Here is a 21,502-nt window from a genome sequence, read left to right as displayed (position 1 = left end):
ACCGATCCCCAGTCGTGACTGAATCTCCCCCAGGATGTGACCTAGTCCCGGGGGAGATTCGTTTGTCCAGGTCAGGGCGTCAATGAGAGTAAACCTAAGGCCCAAAGACCTGTCCATTTCGTGACGTAATGCACTGACGGTGGGATCCCGCCCGGGACAAGCTGAGGTAGGAAGTCGGGGGTACCGATCGGAACGGGAGTAGTCAGTGAGCGCCATGTCTCTTGCCCTGCTGCTGACCACAGCCGCCTCCACAGCCGTGGGCATCGCCGCCCTGCACGCCGCTCACGGACTGCGCAGGCAGGTCAGCGCCCTGCGTGTCGAACTGGCCGCGGTGAACCCGGGGGGTCTCACCGCCGCCGTACCGCAGGCCAGAAGCGCGGCCCAGGCCGACTGCCCGGACGCCATACGCAACGCCGTCGCCGAGGCGCTCGCCGAGGAGCGCGAGCGCGAGCTGGCCGAGGCGCGCGCCTTCTGGGCCGCCCAGGAGGCCAGGGACGCGGCCGACACCCCGTCGCTGCTCGGCGGACTCGCGGGCCTCGGCGCCGAGGACGGACCGTTCTACATCCCGCGCCAGGTGGACTTCGCCGGTCTTGAGCCCCTGGATCTCGACGCGGCCGACGCTCTGGACAGCTTCGCCGACTACCCGGACCTCAGCGAGGTCAGTGAGGTCAGCGGCGTCGGTGAGGTGAGCGGAGTGGGCGGCGGCGCCGGCATCGGCGAGGCCGGCGATTTCGCGGAGGACTCGCCGGAACTGGCCGCGGCCCGCCGCCGGCATCCCTCGCACCCGGACTTCGTACCGCTCCAGACGCCCGTCGTCACCGACCACGAGCGCACGATCACCCGGCTCGAAGAGCTGGCCGAGACCCGTACGGCGCTCGCCGATGTACGGCCGGGGCCGCTGGGCACGCTCGACGTCTATGTCTTCGCCGACGGCACGACGCTCTGTATGACCCCGGGCCACCGGGAGACCGCCGAGCGGCTCGCGGCGGCACTGCGCGCGGGCGACGCGCCGTTCCTGCTGGGCGGGTCCGGTGTCTCCGGCGCGTACACCCTGACGTTCTCGTACGGAGGTGACGGAAGCGAAGGCGGCGACGGCGACACGACCGGCCCCGGGGGCTCCGGCGCCGGCGGGGAGGCCGCCGAGCACGTCTATATCCTCGCGGACCGCGTCATCGCCTCGCTGTAGCCGTCGGCGCCCCGCCACGGCCTCACAGGGCCGCGCGGCCGACCGCCCGCTCGACCGACCTCACGGCCTCGTCCAGTTCCTGCACGGACGGGGTCGTTCTCAATGCCTCGGCCAGATCCGCGGCCGCGACCGTGAGCTGGTCCGCCACGACGAAGACACCGGCGTCCGGCATGATCCGCGGCTCCCCGCCGGGCGCGTCGAGCCGCTGGGCCCGTACGGACAGTTCCCTGGCCAGAGCCAGTGCCTCGGCCGCCGCCCCGCGCTGGAGCCGGCTCCGCGGAGCGGCCCGCAGGCGGTCGGCGAATCGGTCCACGGTGGCCGTCAGCGGCGTTGTGTCGAGCACCCCGCCGACCCTACGCGCCCCGGCGGGGCCGCCGTCAACGGCCGGGGGAACGGCCACACGAATGACTACGGGACTGTTGCCAACAGGCCAATGCTCGGGCACGGTGGCGTGAAGGACCAGTACGCGCGGAGCGTCCGGAGGCGCCGATGTCCCTTGTCTTCTCCGAAGAGACCCATCGCAACATGCTCTCCCGCATCCCTCATTGCACCGGTCGTGAGATCTCCGACTGGGTGCGCGCCGTCGAGGAGGGCCCCGCCCTCATCCGTTTCGAGGAGAAGGTGAGCTGGCTGAGGAGCGAGCACAACCTCGCATACGGACACGCGAAGGCGATCGTCCACGAGTACGACCTGAGGCGGGCGGCCCGGCGGCTGCTCTGACGGCCGTACACACCACCCCCCGTACACACCGCACAACCGCACACAACCGGCACACGGCAGAAGCACACAGACCGAAGCACACAACGGAGAAGGGGTCCGCGGGCACCAGGCCCGCGGACCCCTCCGGGTCAGCTCTGTGTCACCGTGCCGGACGGTGACCGCCACGCTCAGTCGTTGCCTTGGAGGATCGACAGCAGGCGCAGCATCTCCAGGTAGATCCACACCAGGGTCAGCGTGAGGCCGAAGGCCGCGAGCCAGGACTCCTCGCGCGGAGCGCCGTACGCGACGCCGTCCTCGACCTGCTTGAAGTCGAGCGCCAGGAAGCACGCGCCGAGGACGATCCCGACGATGCCGAAGATGATGCCCAGCCCGCCGCTGCGGAAGCCGAGGCCGTCACCGCCGCCGAAGACACTGAAGAGCATGTTGGCGACCATCAGGAGCAGGAAGCCCATGGCCGCCGCCATCACGAAGCCGTAGAAGCGGCGGGTGACGCGGATCCAGCGCATCTTGTACGCGAACAGCACACCGGCGAAGACCGCCATCGTGCCCATGACCGCCTGGATCACCACGCCCGGCGCGATGTACGTGCTCACCGCGCTGCTGATGACACCGAGGAAGACACCCTCGAAGGCGGCGTACGCGAGGATCAGCGCCGGGGTCGGGCGGCGCTTGAAGGACTGGATCAGCGACAGGACGAGCGCCACCAGCGCGGCGCCGATCGCGATGCCGTACGACTTGCCGATGTTGGCCTCGTCGACCGGCAGCAGGACCCACGAGAGAACCGCCGTGAGGATGACCGTGCCCAGCGTCATGGCGGTGCGGGTCACGACGTCGTCGATCGTCATGACGTCGGTGCGCGCGGGCGCCTGCGGTCCCGCGCCGTGTCCCGCGCCCTGCTGGGGCGCGTACGGGTTGGTCGCGTAGGGGTTGGTCGCGTACGGATTGGTTCCTACAGCGGGGCCCCCGGCCTGCGGCGCCGCGTTGAAGCCCGCGTGGCCGTTGTCGCGGCTGAAGCCCCGTCGCGAGAAGACCGGGTTACTGCTCCTCATCTCACTCCTCCATGGCCACCCTGCGTGGCCTTGCCACAAGAGTAATAGGGACGCAAAGCGTCTGCCCTAGTGCTGGGGGAGGATCTTTCCAGGATCGTGACACCACACGCGTGCCGCGTGTCACACCGGCGACCGTCGGAAGGTCGGAAATGTGCCCGGAACCGGACTTGAACCGGTACGCCCCCGAGGGGCAGCGAGGTTTAAGCTCGCCGTGTCTGCATTCCACCATCCGGGCACGCGCGACGCCGCGTTGGCACATGAGCCTATCGGGACACACCACTCGAACAGCCGAGCGGCAACCCGATGTTGTCTTATTTTATTGACGTCTGAGGGTGCGTCAGGGCACGTACCGAGCCATCCGCACATGCCGGGCGCGGGTGGTCATCTCGTACCCAGGCGTACAGGAATGACGAAAAGTCGCCGCCCGGTCACTCATTCGGCACAACGCGCGGCCCCTCCACCCCGGGTGGACATCCTTCAGGGGCGGTGTCATACCGGAGGAGGAGGGCGGCGCCCGGCGGTCAGACCCAAGAGGGCCCCGCGAACGGGCATCGGGACGGACGACCCGCGCCGGGGCGGCACGGAGGATGGAGTCGTTCCCACCGAGCGTCCGACAGGAGTTCCTCCCGTGACCACCACCCAGATCGCCCACCGCGCCACCGCGGTGGCCGCGCGCGCCTCCGAACTGTCGAAGGTCTATGGAATGGGCGAGACCCAGGTGGTCGCCCTCGACCGGGTCACCGTGGACTTCCGCCAGGGCGAGTTCACCGCGATCATGGGGCCTTCCGGCTCCGGCAAGTCCACCCTGATGCACTGTGTCGCCGGCCTCGACACCTTCAGCGGCGGGTCCGTGAGAATCGGGGAGACCGAACTCTCCACACTCAAGGACAAGCAGCTCACACAGTTGCGCCGGGACAAGATCGGCTTCATCTTCCAGGCGTTCAATCTGCTGCCCACCCTGACGGCCCTGGAGAACATCACGCTCCCCATGGACATCGCGGGCCGCAAGCCCGACCAGCGGTGGCTGGACCAGGTGATCGCGATGATCGGGCTGGCCGACCGGCTCGGCCACCGGCCCACCCAGCTCTCCGGCGGTCAGCAGCAGCGGGTGGCCGTCGCCCGCGCGCTGGCCTCCCAGCCCGAGATCATCTTCGGCGACGAGCCCACCGGGAACCTGGACTCGCGCTCCGGCGCCGAGGTGCTGGGCTTTCTGCGCAACTCCGTGCGGGAGTTGGGGCAGACGGTCGTCATGGTGACCCATGACCCGGTGGCCGCCTCCTACGCGGACCGCGTCATCTTCCTCGCCGACGGCCAGATCGTCGACGAGATGCCGCACCCCAGCGCCGACGGTGTACTCGACCGGATGAAGGCCTTCGACGCCAAGGGCCGTACGAGCTGACGCCGGACCCGGACCGGGCTCGCGCCGGGCTCGCGCGCCGGGCTCACGTCAGGCGAATCCCCCGCGGACATCGAGCAGATGTCGAGCGGACGTCAAGCGGACGTCGAGCAGACATCGAGCCGACGTCGGACAGCACCCAGCAGACCGCACCGGACCGCACCGGACCGCACTGAACCGCCGCAGATCCGCACCGCAGCAGGTCCCAGCGGACCTCAGCGGATACGGAGCGCACACCGGGCAGACCCCGGGGCTGACGCTCCCCCCGCCGGCCCTCCCGCCGGCAACTCCGGCCCGCCGACCCATGGACCGGTCCCGGCGGCCATCCGTACGCCGGTCTCCGCACCGGGTCATTCCACGCCCGGGTCATTCCACGCCCGGCCGACCGCACCCGCGCCGACCGCGCTTCCCGTGCCCACCGCGTGCATCCCGCCCGCGCCTCCCGCCGCCAGGCCCATCCATTCCACCAGGACTCCCACCATGTTCCGTACCGCCCTGCGCACCGTGCTCGCGCACAAGGCCAGGCTGCTGATGACCGTGCTCGCCGTCATGCTCGGCGTGGCCTTCGTCTCCGGCACCCTGGTCTTCACCGACACCATCGGCAACGCCTTCCGCAATCAGTCGGCCAAGAGCTACAAGGACGTCGCCGTCGCCGTCACGTCCCACGACAACCGTGACGACGGCGCGAGGAAGGAAGGCGGGAAGAGTCCGGGCATCAGCCGGCGGACCGTCGAGAGGATCGGGGCCGTCGACGGTGTCGCCTCCGTCACCGGCCGGGTCAGCGGCTTCGCCGGGGTCGCCGACGCGGACGGCAAGCTCATCGGCAACGGCTGGTCCAACACCGGTGCCAACTTCGCGCCCGGCGCGAACGGCGAGGACACCGCCTACACCTTCACCGACGGCTCGGGCCCCACGGGCGACGACCGGATCGCGCTCGACAAGTCCTCGGCCGCCAAGGGCGGTTACCACGTCGGCGACCAGGTGCGCGTCGCCACCAACGGACCGGTGAAGGAGTACACCCTCTCCGGTGTCTTCACCACCGAGGACGGCGCGGTCAACGCGGGCGGCAGCCTGGTCCTCTTCGACACCGCCGTCGCCCAGAAGCTCTATCTGGAGCCCGGCTACTTCATGGACGCCACCGTCACCGCGGCGCCCGGCGCCTCGGACCGGGCGATCCTGACCGCCGTCAAGGGACTGATCGGGGACAACGCCGAGGCGCAGACCGGCGAGCAGCTCGCCGACCAGCAGGCCGCGGACATCGAGTCGAGCGTCTCCGCGCTCAACCAGATGCTGCTTGCCTTCGCCGCCATCGCCCTGTTCGTCGGGGTGTTCCTGATCTCGAACACCTTCACCATGCTGGTCGCCCAGCGCACCAGGGAACTGGCACTGATGCGCGCCGTGGGCGCCTCGCGCAGCCAGGTCAAGCGCTCGGTGCTGGCCGAGGCCGCGGTCGTCGGCGCCATCGCCTCGGTGGTCGGCTTCGTGCTCGGCCTCGGTCTCGCGACCGGACTGCGCTCCGCGATGGGCGCGTTCGGCGCGCGGATGCCCGCCGGACCGCTGGTGATCTCACCGACCGCGGTCGGCGCCGCCTTCGGTGTGGGTGTGCTGATCACCGTGATCGCCGCCTGGCTGCCCGCCCGCAGGGCCGCGAAGATCCCGCCGGTGGCGGCGATGAGCAGTGTGCACGCGGTGGCCACCACCAGGTCGCTGGTCGTACGCAACTCCATCGGCGCGGTACTGGCCCTGACCGGCGCCGCGGTGATCGTCGCGGGCGCCGCCGCCGGCGCCGACAACGGCCGGCTGCTGATCGGCGCGGGCGCGTTCCTGACGATGATCGGTGTCATCGTGCTGATCCCGCTGCTCTCGCGGCCGGTCATCGCGCTCGTACGGCCCGCCCTCCAGCGGGTGTTCGGGGTCGCGGGCAAGCTGGCGGGACAGAACGCCGTCCGCAATCCGCGCCGTACCGGAGCCACCGCCTCCGCGCTGGCCATCGGGCTCACCCTCGTCACCGGTCTCACGGTGATCGGTGTGACGATAGGCCAGGCCGTGGACCGGATGACCACGGACAACATCAGGGCCGACTACATGGTCACCATGGCGAGCGGCGGTCCGCTGGACGAGTCGGCCCTGACCGCGCTGGAGAAGGTGCCCGGTGTGAGCGCCCTCTCCCCGCAGCAGGCCACCTCCCTGAAGATCAAGGGCGAGTTCCGCTCCGCCTCCGCGGTCACCCCCGGGGACATCGAGAAGGCCTTCAGCATCGGCGGTGTCTCCGGTTCGCTGGACACACTGGGCCGGGGCGGGATCGCGGTCGCCGACAAGACGGCGGAGTCCAACGGCTGGAAGCCCGGTGACACCGTCGAGGTGACCTACGCCGACGGCGAGTCCGCCCGGCTGAAGGTCGGCGCGGTCTACGCGGCGAACGAGTTCCTCTCGCCCCTGCTGATCTCCACCGACCTGGTCGCCCCGCACGAGTCCAAGCCGTACATCCCCGAGATCTGGGTGAAGATGGACGGCGGTGCGAGCGCCGCCCATGAACAGGCGCTGGTCGACGCGCTGGGCGACAACCCGGGCATCGACTTCAAGGACCGGCAGGACATCAGGAACACCTTCGGCGGCTTCATCAACACCGCGCTGAACATCATGTACGGACTGCTGGCGATGGCTCTGATCATCGCGGTCCTCGGAGTCGTCAACACCCTGGCGATGTCGGTCTTCGAGCGGCAGCAGGAGATCGGCATGCTGCGGGCGATCGGTCTGGACCGCCGCAAGGTCAAGCTGATGATCCGGCTGGAGGCCGTGGTGATCTCGGTCTTCGGCGCGGTGATCGGGGTGGGTCTCGGGACCTTCCTGGCCTGGGCGATCGGCGAGACGTTCAAGGATTCGATCCCGGGTTACGCCCTGGTCGTCCCGTGGGACCGGATCGGGATCTTCCTGGCGCTGGCCGGACTGGTGGGTGTGCTGGCCGCGCTCTGGCCGGCCCGCAGCGCCGCGAAGCTGAACATGCTGACGGCGATCAAGACCGAATAGCCGTACGCGGCGGACCCGTACGTCCCGCGCGGTGCGTACGTCCCGCGCGGCGCGTACGTACGGAGAAGGGCCGGACCTCCCGATACGACGGAGGTCCGGCCCTTCCGGCTCGTCAGGCCCTCACGAATCCGTCAGACGCCCCAGGCGCGGGCGCGCCACGGCATCCCGGAGGCCCCGGTCTCCGGGGTCTTCACGGCCAGGATCTGGTTGACCCCGATCCTGTTGCGCTCGAAGGAGACCGCGGACGCCGCCATGTACAGACGCCAGACCCGGGCGCGGCCCGGGGAGGTGGCCCGTACCGCCTCGTCCCAGTGCTTCTCCAGGTTCGCCACCCAGCGGCGCAGGGTCAGCGCGTAGTGCTCCCGGATCGACTCCACGTCACGGGCCTCGAAGCCCGCCTCCTCCAGGGTGGCGACGGTCCGGCCGAGCGGGGCCAGTTCGCCGTCGGGGAAGACGTACGCGTCGATGAACGGGTCGATGTGGTACTGGCTCTCGTCGCGCTCGGGGCGCCGGGCGATCTGGTGGTTGAGCAGCCGTCCGCCCGGCTTGAGCAGGGCGTAGAGATCGTCGGCGTACTCGCGGTAGCGCACGGACCCGACGTGTTCGGCCATCCCGATGGAGGAGATCGCGTCGTACGGACCGTCCCTGACGTCCCGGTAGTCCTGGACCCGGATCTCGATCCGGTCGGCGAGCCCCTCCTCCGCGATGCGCTTGCGCGCGTACGTCGCCTGTTCCCTGGAGAGGGTGACCCCGGTGACCCGGGCGCCGTACTCGCGTGCGGCGTGGATGGCCATCGAGCCCCAGCCGCAGCCGACGTCGAGAAGCCGCTCGCCCTCCTTGAGCGCGAGCTTGCGGCAGATCAGATCGAGCTTGTCGCGCTGTGCGTCTTCGAGGCTGAATCCGGCGTCGCCCTCCCAGTACGCGCAGGAGTAGACCATGGACGGGCCGAGCACCAGCCCGTAGAAGTCGTTGCCCACGTCGTAGTGGTGGCTGATCGCCTCCTTGTCCCGGCGCTTGGTGTGCAGCGCGCCGTACCGCCGCCGTACCTCCTCGGCGGGCGGGGCGGGCGGCGGCCAGGGGCCCGCGATCCGCAGGAACGCGGCGGCGGCGGCCCGCATACGGGGGTCGCGCAGGAGATGGACCGGGTCCTTGGCGTCGGCGCCGCGCTCCCAGATGAATCCGGCGAGCCGGTCGAGGACCGCGTACAGATCGCCGTCCACATCGATCTCGCCGGCCACCCAGGCCCGCGCGAGACCCATCTCGCCCGGCTTCCAAAGGAGTCGGCGCAGGGCGCGCCGGTTACGGATGATCAGGGTCGGGGCGCCGGGGGGACCCGATTCGCTCCCGTCCCAGGCACGGATACGGACCGGGAGCGGAACTCCCAGCATCTCCTCGGCAAGAGTGGTCAGCCGCAGCGCGGCGTCGGCCATGGCGCACACCTCCGTGGTGGCGGATACGGATGCTCAACACCACGTAAACACCGGACGGGTGGGGATGCAGTCCCTGTGGCTCGCAATGGACCGGCAAAATGCCTGCACCCGCCACACACTTTCCTGACGGTGTGCGCCTTTTCTCCCCGGCCGCCGCCCGCCGACGGGGCGGAGGTGACCGTACGGCACCGGCCGGAGGGTAGGCCGTCAGGGCGAGCGGCGGGCGCGAGGGGCAGACGCGAGGGGCAGACGTGACGGGCACGAGAAGACACAAGAGGACACGAGAAGGGCCGCTCGCACCACGGATGGCGAGCGGCCCTTCTCGTCTGTCGGTCATGCCCGTTGTGTCAGTCGCGTCGCACCGGTGGCCCGCTGTCCCGTGGCCGTCGGTGCCCGCCTCCCCGGGTCAGGAGGCCTTGGCCCTCTCCGGCGTCTGCGTGACGGCGGCCACGGCCGGCGGGTTGGGCTTGGCCGCCTCGTAGAACTCCTCGCGCGGTGTCTCCATCGCGCCGAGGGAGACGACCTCGCGCTTGAGGAACATCGCCAGGGTCCAGTCGGCGAAGACACGGATCTTGCGGTTCCAGGTCGGCATGGCCAGACCGTGGTAGCTGCGGTGCATGTACCAGGCGAGCCGGCCCCTGAGCCTGATCTTCACCTTGCCCATGACGATCATCGCGACGCCCTTGTGCAGTCCCAGACCGGCGACGGCACCCTTGTTGGCGTGGCTGTACTCCTTCTGCGGGAAGCCCCGCATACCGGAGATGACGTTGTCACCGAGCAGCCGCGCCTGGCGCAGCGCGTGCTGGGCGTTCGGCGGGCACCAGGCGTTCTCGACACCGGCCCTGCGGGCGGCCATGTCCGGGACCTGGGCGTTGTCGCCGGCGGCCCAGATGTAGTCGGTGCCCCGCACCTGGAGCTTCTCGCTGGTGTCCACATGGCCCCGGGGACCCAGCGGCAGACCGTAGCGGGTGAGGGCCGGGTTCGGCTTGACGCCGGCCGTCCAGACGATGGTGTTGGAGTCGACCTCAAGGCCGTTGTTGAGCACCACGTGTCCGTCGACGCAGGAGTCCATACCGGTCTTGAGGTAGACCTCGACGCCGCGGCTCTCCAGGTGCTCCTTGCCCCAGGCGCCCAGCTTCGGGCCGACCTCGGGAAGGATCTTGTCGGCGACATCGACGAGGACGAAGCGCATGTCCTCGCGCTTGACGCTCGTGTAGTACTTGGCCGCGTCGCGCGCCAGGTCCTCGACCTCACCGATGGTCTCCGCGCCGGCGAAGCCGCCGCCCACGAAGACGAAGGTCAGTGCCTTGCGGCGGACGGCCTCGTCGGTGGTCGAGTCGGCCTTGTCGAGCTGTTCGAGCACATGGTTACGCAGGCCGATGGCCTCCTCGATGCCCTTCATACCGATGCCCTGCTCGGCGAGGCCGGGGATCGGGAAGGTACGGGAGACCGCGCCGAGGGCCACGATCAGATAGTCGAAGGGCAGCTCGTAGGCCTCGCCGACGAGCGGCGCGACCGTGGCGACCTTGCGGTCCTGATCGATGGTGGTGACTCGGCCGGTGAGCACCTCAGCCTTGGGCAGCACGCGTCGCAGCGGTACGACGACATGCCGAGGCGAAATGCTGCCGGCGGCGGCTTCGGGGAGGAAGGGCTGGTACGTCATGTACGAGCGGGGGTCGACGACCGTGACGGTCGCCTCCCCGTAGCGCATCTTCTTCAGAATGCGACGAGCTGCGTACAGGCCTACGTACCCACCGCCTACAACGAGGATCCTGGGACGCTCCGTGGTGCTCATGCCATCGAGTATCCACCCCCCTCGGAGGGGGTGCTCGTGAGCCCCTTCACAAGGTCTACCCCCTATGGTGCTACACTGCGCGGCCCACATGATCGAAATCACGATCGCCCCAGGGAACCAGGGGGTTCGGCCGGTCGTTGCCCACCCCCTGTGAGCTGGCCCTCCGCCCTCGCCACCGCCCGAACCACCCGTCTGGTTCATGCGCCCGTAACGCGTCCGGAACCGCCCGGTATAAGGAGCCGAAGGCCCGCCGGGGGCCTCCGCCGACGCGATCGAACCGCGACGACACCCAAGAGGATCGAATTCCTTGTGAAGAACTTCACGAACTTTCTCGCGAGGACCCCGGCGAAGGCCTGAACGGGGTCCTGAACGAGGTCCGGAGCGGGGCTCGCGAGGAAGCCTGAGCGCGGGCGCCCACGCGGTCCCGGCCGCCTGCGGCCACCGCGTCGCCCGTCGGCTCGACGGAGGCGAACGTCCCGTCCTCGGGGCCGAGTTCGACGGCCGCCGCGACGGCCGCCGCGACATCCGCCGCGCCCTCCGGCCGGACGGGCCGAGCGGGTGCGGCCGACCCCCGAAGGGATACGGCCGACCTCCGAAATCGGGCGAGCGGACCGGGCGGGACCGGTACGCGGTCCCGCCACCGCTCACCCTTCCCGCGCGGCTCTCCAGGCGATGCCGTCCAGGATGTCGTGCTCGCTGACGACGACCTCGGCCGCGTCGGCGCGTTCCATGATCGCGAGGAGTATCAGGGCACCCGCGCCGATGACATCGACGCGTCCCGGATGCATGACCGGGATCGCGGCGCGTTCGGCGTGGGTGGCCGTGAGCAGCCGCTCCGTGATCTCCGCGACCTGGGCACGGGAGATACGGGAGTGATGGATCGCGGTGGAGTCGTACGCGTTCAGCCCCAGCGCGATACCGGCCACCGTGGTCACGGAACCGGCGAGCCCGACCAGGGTGCGGGCCTCGCGCAGCGGGACCGTCCGCTCGGCGAGATCGAGGGCCGCCTCGATGTCCGCGCGCATCGCGGCGATCCCGGCGGCGCCGGGCGGATCGCCGACGACGCCGTCCTTGACGAGATGCCGCTCGGTCAGCCGTACACACCCGATGTCCACGGAGCGGGCGGCCCGTACCCGGTCGTCACCGACGACGAACTCGGTCGAACCGCCGCCGATGTCCACGACCAGACAACTGTCCTGGCCCGGCAGTTCCTTGGTGGCGCCGGTGAAGGAGAACTCCGCCTCCTGCTCGCCGCTGATCACCTCGGGCTCCACGCCCAGGATGTCCAGCACCCCCCGGACGAACTCGTCGCGGTTCTCCGCGTCGCGCGAGGCGGAGGTCGCCACGAACAGGACCCGCTCGGCGCCGTGCTCCTTGATGACGGCGGCGTACTCACGGCACGCCTCGAAGGTCCGCTCCAGCGCCTCGGGCGCCAGCCGGCCGGTCCTGTCCACGTCCTGGCCGAGCCGGACGATCCTCATCCGCCGGTCGAGATCGACCAGTTCGCCCGTGGACCCCGCGCCGGAGCCGCTGTCGGGCAATGTCACATCGGCGACCAGCAGACGGATGGAGTTCGTACCGCAGTCGATGGCGGCGACCCGGGTCATACGCGCTCCTCGTCCCGGTCCTCGTCCTGGTCCCGGTGCCCGTTCTCTTCCTTCTCCTGCGCGGGCTTCTCCTGCGCGGGCGCGCACGGGGTCACACACGGGCCCTTCGCCCACCACTCCGGCAGCATCGCCAGCGCCTCGTCGCCCAGCGGGTTCACCCCGGGGCCCGCCGCCAGCGAGTGGCCCACCAGGACATGCAGACACTTCACCCGGTCCGGCATACCGCCCGCGCTGGGAAAGCCCTCCAGCACCTCGATGGCGTCACGGCGCGCGAGATAGTCCTCGTGCGCCGCGCGGTACGCGGCGGCCAGCCCGGGGTCGGCCGCGAGGCGCACGGTCATCTCCTTCATGACACCGTTCGCCTCCAGCGTGCCGATGGCCGAGGCCGCACGCGGACAGGTCAGGTAGTACGTCGTCGGGAAGGGCGTGCCGTCGGGGAGCCGCGGGGCGGTCTCCACGACATCCGGCTGTCCGCAGGGGCAGCGGTGCGCGATGGCGCGCAGTCCGCGCGGGGGACGGCCGAGTTGTTCCTCGAACGCGGCCACGTCCGCCTCGGTGGGCTCGGTGCGTTCGGTCTGCGGAGGGGGGGTTTCCATGCCTGCCTTGGTTCTACGGTTCTGCGTGCCTGATGACGATGGTGCTTGCCTGGTACGGATCGTGCCGCTGGTACGGGGGTCGTGCCGGTCCACCGGTACCGCCGGTCCGCACGCGTCCCTACCGGTCCGTGCGGTCCGCGGTGTCCACGCCGTCCAGGACGTTCGAGTACCAGGGGCGGTCCGTCGCCTCCCGCTCCTCACGGCGCTCACGCACCGCGTCCGGGTCGATCATGGTGTAACCGCTCTCCCCCGGCCTCACATAGTGGAGATGCTCGCGCGCCAGCCGCTGGATGTAGGCGTCGTCCTGGAGCCGCGCCTTCTCGTCGCGCAGTTCCTCGACCCGCTGCCTCGCCTCCCGCGCCTGCCGCTCCTGCTCGGCGATCTCGTTCCGCTGCGACACGTACTGCCGCATCGGATACGCGAGCGCCACCACCAGTGTGCACACGACCAGGGCGAGAAAGGCCGCCCGGCCGGTGAGACGGGAGCGGCGGTCCTGGCGGCGGTTCTGCGAGCGGTAGACGCGCGCGGCGGTCTGCTCGCCGAGCAGCCGCAGCCTGGTCGCGGTGGAGAACCGGTCCCGGTTCCCGGCCATGGCTCGCCTCCCCTGTTACGTGCGTACGTCCCCGGACACGGTACGGGACCGGGGCCGGGGACGTACGGACGACGGGCGGGACGGGCGGCCTCACCCGACGGCCGGCCCGGCCCCGCCGCTCGCGCTCAGGCGGAACGGAACCGCGGGAACGCGCTGCGGCCCGCGTACACCGCCGCGTCGTCGAGGATCTCCTCGATACGCAGCAGCTGGTTGTACTTGGCGACACGGTCCGAGCGGGCCGGGGCGCCGGTCTTGATCTGACCGCAGTTCACCGCGACGGCGAGGTCGGCGATGGTGACGTCCTCGGTCTCGCCGGAGCGGTGGGACATCATGCACTTGAAGCCGTTGCGCTGGGCCAGCTCGACGGCGTCCAGGGTCTCGGTCAGCGAACCGATCTGGTTGACCTTGACCAGCAGGGCGTTGGCGGAGCCCTCCTCGATGCCACGGGCCAGCCGCTCCGGGTTGGTGACGAACAGGTCGTCGCCGACGATCTGCACCTTGGAGCCGAGCTTGTCGGTGACGACCTTCCAGCCGGCCCAGTCGTCCTCGAAGAGCGGGTCCTCGATGGAGACGAGCGGGTAGGCGGCGACCAGCTCCTCGTAGTACTCGGTCATCTCGGCGGCCGAGCGGGACTTGCCCTCGAACTCGTACGAGCCGTCCTTGTAGAACTCGGAGGCGGCGACGTCGAGCGCGAGCGCGATGTCGCGGCCCGGCACATAGCCGGCTTCCTTGATGGCTTCGAGGATCAGGTCCAGCGCGGCGCGGTTGGACTCCAGGTTCGGCGCGAAGCCGCCCTCGTCGCCGAGGCCGGTGGAGAGCCCCTTCTGCTTCAGGACCTTCTTGAGGGTGTGGTAGACCTCGGCGCCCCAGCGCAGCGCCTCGGAGAAGGACTCCGCGCCGATCGGGGCGATCATGAACTCCTGGATGTCCACATTGGAGTCGGCGTGCGAGCCGCCGTTCAGGATGTTCATCATCGGAACGGGCAGCAGATGCGCGTTCGGGCCGCCCAGGTAGCGGAAGAGCGGGAGGTCCGAGGCCTCGGAGGCGGCGTGCGCGACGGCGAGGGAGACACCGAGGATGGCGTTGGCGCCGAGCGAGCCCTTGTTCTCGGTGGCGTCCAGGTCGATCATGGCCTGGTCGATCAGGCGCTGCTCGGTGGCGTCGTAGCCGACGAGCTCCGGGCCGAGCTGCTCGATGACGGCGAGTACGGCCTTCTCGACACCCTTGCCCAGGTAGCGGTCGGGGTCTCCGTCACGGAGTTCCACGGCCTCGAACGCACCGGTGGAGGCACCGGAGGGGACAGCAGCACGGCCGGTGCTGCCGTCGTCGAGGCCGACCTCGACCTCGACCGTGGGGTTGCCTCGGGAGTCCAGGATTTCCCGGGCTACGACGACGTCGATGGACGGCACGAGCATCTCCTTCTGGGATGTGACGCTTGGAGTGCAGGGTCTCATTGGCCTTGCGGCAAGAGCCTAACCGGCTCGGAGACGTCGGCCGCCCGGTGCCCGCCCGCTGGGACGGATCTAGGTCCTGTCCGGCGGATCTTCGTGGATCAGCCCGGGGCGTCTGGTGCGGTACATCGCAAGGCGGAGGATCGTCCTCGTACTGGACGTACTTGGACGACTCCGACAACGCGGCGAGGTGCCGTGCCAGGCGTTCCGGGCCCACGAAGATCCGCCGGACAGGACCTAGCACCCGAGCGCCTCGGCGCACCTATGAGCACCGTCGTGCGCACCGCCGTGAGCGCCGCCCCGCGTACCCCCTCCGTACTCCCCGAGTGCCCCCTCCGTACGCCGGGAAGAGGGCAGACCCCGGCCCGGCGCGTACGGGGGATCACGCGCCGGGCCGGGGGGATCGGGGGGCGGGTCAGCTCAGGTGGAGCTGCTGGCCCGGGTAGATCAGATCGGCGTCGCGGACGATGTCCTTGTTCAGGTCGAACAGCTTCTTCCAGCCGCCCTTCACCTGCTGCGCGGCGGCGATCTTGGAGAGGCTGTCGCCGGACTTGACCTTGTACTCGCCGTCGCCCTTCTCGATCGTGGCCGTGGCGGCGCGGGTCTCACCGCGCGAGGCGGGCTGCGCCTGCTCCCGCTTCGGCTGCGCGGGCCGGGTCTGCTGCGGGGAGGCCTGTTCTCCCGTACCGGAGCCGGATCCCGAGCCGGAGCCGGAGCCGGAGCCGGAATTCGAAGCGGAACCGGAACCGGAATCAGAGCCGGAGCCCGAGCCCGCCGAGCCACCGTCGTACGCGGCGCCGGAGAGGTTCACCCCGCAGGTGGGCCACGCGCCCTTGCCCTGGCCGGCCAGGACCTTCTCGGCGACGGCGATCTGCTGGGACTTCGAGGCGAGGTCGGCCCTGGCCGCGTAGGCGGTGCCTCCGTAGGCGGCCCAAGTGGAGCCGCTGAACTGGAGTCCGCCGTAGTACCCGTTGCCGGTGTTGATGGACCAGTTGCCGCCGGACTCGCACTGGGCGACCTGGTCCCACTCGGAGGCGGTCGCGGCGGACGCGGAGGTGGCGCCGATCAGCGGGACCGCGACAGCGGCGCCGGTGATGCCGGCGAGCGTGGCGTAGCGGGCGGTCACGGAGCGGGAGGGACGGCGGTGCCTGCCCTTGCTGGAACCCTTGCTGGAACGCGGCATGGAACTCTCCTCACCGACGCCTACGAGGTGAGCTGTCGGGTTCGGGCCAAGTGAGTTGCCCGGCCGGGTGCTCGCGCACCCGGCTTCACCCCTAGCCGGTCGTCGGCCGTCTCTCGACGGCCGGGGCCGGCACAAACCTTGGGTCCCCCGCTCCTGCCTTCGGCGCATGACGCGACGACTACTCCCCCCGACCGACGGCAGGATTCGGCGTGACGGTCGACGAGGCCCGCGGTGCGAGCGGTTCAGACCGTAATCACAGGCCCGTCGGTTCTTCAAAGGAGAACATCAGGGAAATAACACCCTTACCCACCCTCCGGGTTTACGCATTTCCGCTGGTGAGAGCGGAAAGCGGGGCAACCCGTAGGCCAAAAGTCCCTAGTTGCAGCAAAGAGACCCTTGTCTCACTTGCACAGAAGTGGACATAGGGCAGCGAACTACCCTTGCATCCGTGCCACTTCACGGCAGTTCAAGGGCGGGATCAAGGAAGAGGCCGAGGGGGGAGACCGAGGGGGAGACGCGGAGGGAGCCAGGGGGAGATCAGGGCCGCGGCCAGGGAGGACACCCCCATGGCACACCGGGGCACACCGGGGCCCAGCGGGAAGCGCCGGGGCGCGCCAGGGGGGCGGCACACCGGCCGCCCCCCGTTCACCCCTCAGCCACCGCGCCGACAGCCCCGGAGCCGTCAGCCCGTTCGTCTCACAGCCAGCCGCCGAGCACCTTCTGCCCGTCGGCGATCAGCCAGTTGCGCTCGACGGGCCGGTCGGCCTCCGCCGGAGCGGGCGATTCCGCACGATCCGTCAGACCGTCCGTACTACGCGACAGTCCGTCACCCCGTGAGGCATGACGGCCGTAATCAAGCCCTTCATCCGAATTGCCCGTTACGGCATCCTCCTGGGCGGCCTCACCGCGGTGCTTGCCCTTGGCCGACTCCGTACCGCCGGCGGCGGTGCCACCGAGGCCGTCGGCGCCAAGACCGTCGGAGCCGAGGCCCTCAGCGCCCTTGCCGCCGTCCGCGGAAGCGGAGGTTCCCGGTGCGGGCGTGGTGGCCGAACCGGAGGGGACCGGCTCTCCGGGCGGCGTCTTCCCGTCGGAGGGGGCGGAGGGCGTGGCGTCCGGAGTACCGGAGGGAGCGTCCGCGGGGCTGTCGCTCCGGTCGTCCTGCGCGGCCCCCGCCGAGCCGGAGCCGCCCCCGAGACCGACACCCTCCAGCAGGGCGCCCGTGAGCCCGGAGACCGGCGCGCAGCTCGACCAGGCCTTCACGCCCTGCGCCGCGAGCACCTTCTCGGCCACGGCTATCTGCTGGGAGCGGCTGGCGAGGTCGGCGCGGGCCGCGTACTCCCCGCCACCGAAGGCGTCCCAGGTCTCCTGGCTGAGCTGGAGGCCGCCGTAGTGGCCGTTGCCGAGGTCCGCGCTCCACATGCCGCCGCTCTCGCATTCCGCGACACGGTCCCAGGTGGAGGCGTCCGCCGCGCTGGCGCCCGAGGCGGCGAACAGCGGGATGGCGATCGCCGACCCGGTCACCCCCGCGGCGACGATCAGAGCGGGGGCCTGGCGTGGTCTGCGGTGTCGGCCGTTCGCGGAGCGCATGCGCTTGCCTTCCGTGTGACTGTCGTTTCGACTACGGCGTGTTGCAGCTGAGTCGTCGGTGAACGTAGCGGTACTCGAACGTCTGTCACAAGTCGATGCAGCGGAGATCACGTGAAAGTCACATTCCTGACGGCCCGTCAGTTATGGAGCGACGATCCGCCAGTGATCGGCGCCTGTCCCACGGCGATACGCCGGCCGTCCGCCGCCGAATCCGTCAGTGACTCATCAGCCGGACAATGGCGTGAACTGCACCGGAAGTGTGCGCAATCCACGCATGATGAGCCCGCCGCGCCAGCGCAAATCGGCAGGATCCACGGCAAGCCGCACATCGGGCAGACGGGTCAGCAGGGACGCGAGAGCGGTCTGTCCCTCAAGGCGGGCGAGGGGCGCACCGAGGCAGTAGTGGATGCCGTGCCCGTAGCCGAGGTGCTGATTGTCACGCCGCGCGAGATCGAGCGTGTCGGGCGACGCGAACCGCTCGGGGTCACGGTCCGCCGCGGCGAGGACGACCAGTACGGGATCGCCCACCGCTATCCGCTGCCCGCCGAGCGTCACAGGCTCGGTGGCGTACCGCCAGGTGGCCAGCTCCACCGGACCGTCGTGGCGCAGCAGTTCCTCGACACCCGTCGCGAGCAGTTCCGTCTCCCCCGCGTCGAGCGAACGCTGAAGCCGGGCGCGCTGCTCCGGGTGGCGCATCAGCGTATGGACGCCGTTGCCGATCAAATTCACGGTTGTCTCAAAACCGGCAAAGAGGATGATAAAGGCCATCGCCGCGGCCTCGTTCTCGGTGAGATGCTCGCCGTCGTCACTGGCCCGGACGAGACCGGAGATCAGATCGTCGCCCGGGTTCTCCCTTTTGCGGTGGATGAGTTCGGCCAGATATCCCCGGATCTTCTTGACCGACCGCGCCACTCCGCCGCGCGGCCCGCCGCCGTGCCGGATCATCATCCCGGCCCAGTCGCGGAAGTCGTCCTGGTCCTCGGCCGGCACCCCGAGCAGATCGCAGATCGCGTAGATGGGGAGCGGGAAGGCGAAGTCATGGATCAGATCCGCCTCCCCCTCCGCCGCGAAACCGTCGATGAGCCGGTCGGTGAGCTGCTGGACCCGGGGAGCGAATTCCGCGATGCGCCGGGGTGTGAACGCCTTGGACACGAGCCGGCGCAGCCGGGTGTGGTCGGGCGGGTCGATATTCAGCAGATGCGTCATGAGATCCGCGTTGCGCTCCCCGGGAATCCCGGTCTTCCCCTTGGCGTGCGCCGCCTCCGCGTGATGAACGGGGTTCTTGGAGAGCCGGGCGTCGGCGAGCGCCGCCCTGGCGTCCCCGTACCGCGTCACGAGCCACGCCTCGACCCCGCTGGGCAACTGGGCCCGGTACACGGGCGCGTGCTCGCGCAGCCAGGCGTAGGCGGGGTAGGGATCGGTGGCGAACTCCCAGGTGAAGAGTTCGGGGACGGGGACGAGCCCGGGGGCGGGCGCGGTCTCGGGGGCGGGGGGCTTTTCGGTCACCGGTCGACGGTATCGGGGCGGGTCTCGGGGGCGGTCGGGGCGGGGGTGCGGGTGCGGGTGCGGCCCAGCTCGGGGGCCTTGGCGTACCCCCTCCCTGGTCGGCCTCGCCCCGTCACTCGGTGGCGGTGCCGCCCGTTTCAGCCGTGCGGATCGCGTCCCGGTAGGTGCGGGCCGCCGCACGCAGGGCGGTTTCCGGGTCGATGCCCGCCTCCTCCGCCCGTACGGCCATGGCGAGCAGTTCGTACCCGATCCCGTCGCCCGAAGGGAGCCCGACGTCCAGGCCCGCCGTACGGACGCGGCCCGCGAGTTTGGAGGCGAGCGCGAGACCCGGCTGCCCCAGCGGGACCCCGTCGGTGACCGAGTCGCGCTGCTTCTCGACCGCTTTGGTACGGAGCCAGTGCGCCTTGACGTCCTCGGGGGTCTCCGCCGTCTCGTCGCCGAAGACATGGGGATGGCGGTGGATCAGCTTCTCCACGATCGTGGCGGCGACATCGTCGATGGAGAAGGGTTCCCTGCCCTCTTCCTCCTCCAGGCCGTCCTGTGCGATACGGGCGTGGAAGACGACCTGGAGGAGTACGTCACCCAGCTCCTCGCGGAGTTCGTCGCCGTCGCCGTCCTCGATCGCCTCGACGAGTTCGTACGCCTCCTCGATGCCGTACTTGGCGAGCCCCTTGTGCGTCTGGGTCGACGACCACGGGCATTCGCGCCGGATCCGGTCCATGACATGGACGAGATCGAGAAGCCGGGCGCCGGGCAGATCGTACGAACCGGGGAGCAGCTCCAGGTCGGGCATCTGTACGCGGCCGGAGCCGGCCAGCCGGGCCAGGCCGTCGGTCAGGGCCCCTTCGCCCGCGCCCTCACCGTCACCGCCGCCGGACGGGATGACCACGACCGTACGGCCGCCGGCGCATTCGTCGACCAGATCCCGCGCCGTGAGCGCGGCGGGCGCGGGCGCGCCGGCCTCCACGGTGATGCCGCTCTCCACGGTGATGCCGGCCTCACGCAGATAGGGCAGCAGCGGATGGGCGCCGTCGGCGCACAGCACACGGTCGGCGGCGCGGAGCGTCTGCCAGGCGGGCCAGGACAGGAGTCCGGGCGCGACCCGGTGGCTGACGGTCAGCAGGACGATACGGCCGGGGGTGGCGGGAGCTTCGTCTGTCACCACTTGAACCTACCTCCGGCCCGCCTACGGCCGGACCCCGCCCGTCAGCCGGACCGGGACCGGGGCGGCGGGCCCGGGGCCGGGTCCGGGACCGGAGCGGACCCGGGACCGGAGCGGCCCGGTCGTCAGGCGTCCGTCGGCTCCTGCTCCGGTGCCTGGCGGGTGACCTGCGTGATCCACGGCAGCTTGGCCTCGCCGAGCCGGACCTGCTTGTAGTCCCAGCTTCCGTAGCGCGGATTGACATCGATACCGAGTTTCTCCGACGTCTTGGTCAGATCGGCGAGCACGACCTGCTGGCCCTCGGGGGTCATGGTGTTCGCGCCGAGCGCCTGGGCCAGCTTGTTCAGCAGGACCTCACGGCGGATCGCGGCGTCGATCTGCCCCGCCGAGAGCGCGCCCTGCTGGAGCAACATCGCGGCGAACTGCTTCTCGCCGCCCGACTGCGCGGCGGCCTGCTGCCGGGTGGTCTGGATCTCCTTGCGATTGATCTTCACCCCGGCGTCGTCGGCGGCCTGCTGGAGGATCCGGTCGAAGATCAGACTGTTCAGCTTGGCCTGGCTGAGCTGCCCGGTGTTCTTGACGAGCTGCGCGCCGTCCGGCGCGGACTCCTGCGCGTCCCGGACGTCCCGTACCTGGGCCTGGATCGTGGACACCTCGATCCGGTGCCCCCCGACGACCGCCGCGGCTCCGGGATGGGCCTCGTTGCCGCAGGCGGTGAGCAGGGGGGCCGCGGCGAGGAGCGCGACGGAGACGGAGAGCGCGGTGCGACGGCGGCGGTGCAAAGTGGGCCTCCCGGCGTGATTGTGCGGCGATGCACAAGGCCTTGCAGTGATCGATGGTAGGCAGTGGACGTGGCCTGGGCCACTGGTTCGACCAACGATTCACGGGGAGATTGGGGCACGTGCGCCGCGCCACGAGCCGGTGCGGGTCCGATTCGGGTCCCCTACGGGTCCCGTACGGGTCCGGTACGGGTCCGGTACGGGTCCGATTCGGGTCCCCTACGGGTCCCGTACGGGTCCGGTACGGGATCCGTACGCGGCCAACGCATGTGCGCGTACGCACAATCGGGGCGCCGGCGTGAAGAGGGTTCCGCGCACCGCCCGGCACCCCGTCCAGCACACCGTCCGGCGTCCTCGTCCCGGCATCTTCACCAGCAGTTCATTTGACGGCCGTCCGCCCGACCGCCCTGTTCACCCCGCGGACGCCGCACCGTTC

At 70.4% G+C, this 21,502-nt stretch carries 17 protein-coding genes, 1 tRNA gene and 1 riboswitch; of the genes, 4 read left to right on the top strand and 14 right to left on the bottom strand.

All coding sequences use genetic code 11. From position 1 onward, the window contains the following. Positions 1-214: 214 nt before the first annotated feature. Positions 215-1,186, top strand: a complete 972-nt coding sequence (locus tag OG214_RS24295; protein WP_405987597.1) for a hypothetical protein — start codon at positions 215-217, stop codon at positions 1,184-1,186. A gap of 22 nt (positions 1,187-1,208) precedes the next feature. Here OG214_RS24295 and OG214_RS24290 read toward each other — a convergent pair whose 3' ends face one another. Next, entirely contained in the window at positions 1,209-1,529 is a 321-nt protein-coding gene (locus OG214_RS24290; protein WP_405985949.1) for a hypothetical protein, read from the bottom strand. Positions 1,530-1,675: 146 nt separating this feature from the next. Between OG214_RS24290 and OG214_RS24285 the strand changes: the two genes are divergently transcribed. Then, positions 1,676-1,906 carry a DUF4287 domain-containing protein gene (locus OG214_RS24285; protein WP_363079442.1) on the top strand — a complete coding sequence of 77 codons (231 nt, stop codon included), beginning with the start codon at positions 1,676-1,678 and terminating at the stop codon, positions 1,904-1,906. 167 nt (positions 1,907-2,073) lie between these two features. Here the strand turns inward: OG214_RS24285 and OG214_RS24280 are convergent, their stop codons facing one another. Both OG214_RS24280 and OG214_RS24275 read right to left on the bottom strand, forming a co-directional pair. Next, a complete protein-coding gene (locus OG214_RS24280; RefSeq protein ID WP_405985948.1) occupies positions 2,074-2,955 on the bottom strand; it encodes a Bax inhibitor-1/YccA family protein in 882 nt (293 codons plus the stop codon). A gap of 152 nt (positions 2,956-3,107) precedes the next feature. Next, a tRNA-Leu gene (locus OG214_RS24275) sits at positions 3,108-3,190 on the bottom strand. Between the two features lie 393 nt (positions 3,191-3,583). Here OG214_RS24275 and OG214_RS24270 point away from each other — a divergent pair. Both OG214_RS24270 and OG214_RS24265 read left to right on the top strand, forming a co-directional pair. Then, entirely contained in the window at positions 3,584-4,354 is a 771-nt protein-coding gene (locus OG214_RS24270) for an ABC transporter ATP-binding protein (protein ID WP_405985947.1), read from the top strand. Between the two features lie 477 nt (positions 4,355-4,831). Then, on the top strand, positions 4,832-7,378 hold the full coding sequence (locus OG214_RS24265) for an ABC transporter permease (protein ID WP_405985946.1): 2,547 nt from the start codon (positions 4,832-4,834) through the stop codon (positions 7,376-7,378). Positions 7,379-7,509: 131 nt separating this feature from the next. Here the strand turns inward: OG214_RS24265 and OG214_RS24260 are convergent, their stop codons facing one another. The 11 genes from OG214_RS24260 to OG214_RS24210 form a co-directional block, all read right to left on the bottom strand. Next, positions 7,510-8,808, bottom strand: coding sequence for a class I SAM-dependent methyltransferase (locus tag OG214_RS24260; RefSeq protein WP_405985945.1), 1,299 nt, complete (start codon positions 8,806-8,808; stop codon positions 7,510-7,512). A 406-nt stretch (positions 8,809-9,214) separates the two neighbouring features. Further along, positions 9,215-10,603, bottom strand: coding sequence for an NAD(P)/FAD-dependent oxidoreductase (locus tag OG214_RS24255; RefSeq protein WP_363079437.1), 1,389 nt, complete (start codon positions 10,601-10,603; stop codon positions 9,215-9,217). Between the two features lie 644 nt (positions 10,604-11,247). Beyond that, on the bottom strand, positions 11,248-12,210 hold the full coding sequence (locus OG214_RS24250; RefSeq protein ID WP_405985944.1) for an exopolyphosphatase: 963 nt from the start codon (positions 12,208-12,210) through the stop codon (positions 11,248-11,250). Beyond that, complete coding sequence (locus OG214_RS24245) at positions 12,207-12,806, bottom strand: DUF501 domain-containing protein (protein ID WP_405985943.1); 600 nt, start codon at positions 12,804-12,806, stop codon at positions 12,207-12,209. The genes OG214_RS24250 and OG214_RS24245 overlap by 4 nt, the downstream gene beginning before the upstream one ends. 118 nt (positions 12,807-12,924) lie before the next feature. Beyond that, positions 12,925-13,398, bottom strand: a complete 474-nt coding sequence (locus OG214_RS24240; protein WP_363079434.1) for a septum formation initiator family protein — start codon at positions 13,396-13,398, stop codon at positions 12,925-12,927. A 125-nt stretch (positions 13,399-13,523) separates the two neighbouring features. Further along, positions 13,524-14,813, bottom strand: coding sequence for a phosphopyruvate hydratase (gene eno, locus OG214_RS24235; protein WP_363079433.1), 1,290 nt, complete (start codon positions 14,811-14,813; stop codon positions 13,524-13,526). Between the two features lie 451 nt (positions 14,814-15,264). Beyond that, entirely contained in the window at positions 15,265-16,032 is a 768-nt protein-coding gene (locus tag OG214_RS24230) for a transglycosylase family protein (protein WP_363083193.1), read from the bottom strand. A 2-nt stretch (positions 16,033-16,034) separates the two neighbouring features. Next, a riboswitch (cyclic di-AMP (ydaO/yuaA leader) is annotated at positions 16,035-16,207 on the bottom strand. Positions 16,208-16,728: 521 nt separating this feature from the next. After that, on the bottom strand, positions 16,729-17,619 hold the full coding sequence (locus OG214_RS24225) for a transglycosylase family protein (RefSeq protein WP_405985942.1): 891 nt from the start codon (positions 17,617-17,619) through the stop codon (positions 16,729-16,731). 225 nt (positions 17,620-17,844) lie between these two features. Then, the gene (locus tag OG214_RS24220) at positions 17,845-19,125 is read right to left on the bottom strand and encodes a cytochrome P450 (protein WP_405985941.1); all 1,281 of its coding nucleotides are present in this window, start codon (positions 19,123-19,125) and stop codon (positions 17,845-17,847) included. A 112-nt stretch (positions 19,126-19,237) separates the two neighbouring features. Then, entirely contained in the window at positions 19,238-20,287 is a 1,050-nt protein-coding gene (locus tag OG214_RS24215; protein WP_405985940.1) for a nucleoside triphosphate pyrophosphohydrolase, read from the bottom strand. 125 nt (positions 20,288-20,412) lie between these two features. Next, on the bottom strand, positions 20,413-21,069 hold the full coding sequence (locus OG214_RS24210) for a SurA N-terminal domain-containing protein (RefSeq protein ID WP_363083189.1): 657 nt from the start codon (positions 21,067-21,069) through the stop codon (positions 20,413-20,415). Between the last annotated feature and the right edge of the window lie 433 nt (positions 21,070-21,502).

It is taken from the genome of Streptomyces sp. NBC_00872 (genome assembly GCF_045161915.1).
GTDB lineage: Bacteria > Actinomycetota > Actinomycetes > Streptomycetales > Streptomycetaceae > Streptomyces.
Note: the sequence above shows the minus strand (reverse complement) of the source record. Positions and strands in the feature narration are given on the sequence as shown.

Excerpts from the sequence above, each read along its gene's own strand:
- OG214_RS24255 (WP_363079437.1), bottom strand. The coding sequence starts at position 10,603 with ATGAGCACCACGGAGCGTCCCAGGATCCTCGTTGTAGGCGGTGGGTAC.
- OG214_RS24285 (WP_363079442.1), top strand. The coding sequence starts at position 1,676 with ATGTCCCTTGTCTTCTCCGAAGAGACCCATCGCAACATGCTCTCCCGC.
- OG214_RS24240 (WP_363079434.1), bottom strand. The coding sequence starts at position 13,398 with ATGGCCGGGAACCGGGACCGGTTCTCCACCGCGACCAGGCTGCGGCTG.
- OG214_RS24230 (WP_363083193.1), bottom strand. The coding sequence starts at position 16,032 with ATGCCGCGTTCCAGCAAGGGTTCCAGCAAGGGCAGGCACCGCCGTCCC.
- OG214_RS24280 (WP_405985948.1), bottom strand. The coding sequence starts at position 2,955 with ATGAGGAGCAGTAACCCGGTCTTCTCGCGACGGGGCTTCAGCCGCGAC.
- OG214_RS24250 (WP_405985944.1), bottom strand. The coding sequence starts at position 12,210 with ATGACCCGGGTCGCCGCCATCGACTGCGGTACGAACTCCATCCGTCTG.
- OG214_RS24245 (WP_405985943.1), bottom strand. The coding sequence starts at position 12,806 with ATGGAAACCCCCCCTCCGCAGACCGAACGCACCGAGCCCACCGAGGCG.
- OG214_RS24225 (WP_405985942.1), bottom strand. The coding sequence starts at position 17,619 with ATGCGCTCCGCGAACGGCCGACACCGCAGACCACGCCAGGCCCCCGCT.
- eno (WP_363079433.1), bottom strand. The coding sequence starts at position 14,813 with ATGCTCGTGCCGTCCATCGACGTCGTCGTAGCCCGGGAAATCCTGGAC.
- OG214_RS24260 (WP_405985945.1), bottom strand. The coding sequence starts at position 8,808 with ATGGCCGACGCCGCGCTGCGGCTGACCACTCTTGCCGAGGAGATGCTG.
- OG214_RS24265 (WP_405985946.1), top strand. The coding sequence starts at position 4,832 with ATGTTCCGTACCGCCCTGCGCACCGTGCTCGCGCACAAGGCCAGGCTG.
- OG214_RS24295 (WP_405987597.1), top strand. The coding sequence starts at position 215 with ATGTCTCTTGCCCTGCTGCTGACCACAGCCGCCTCCACAGCCGTGGGC.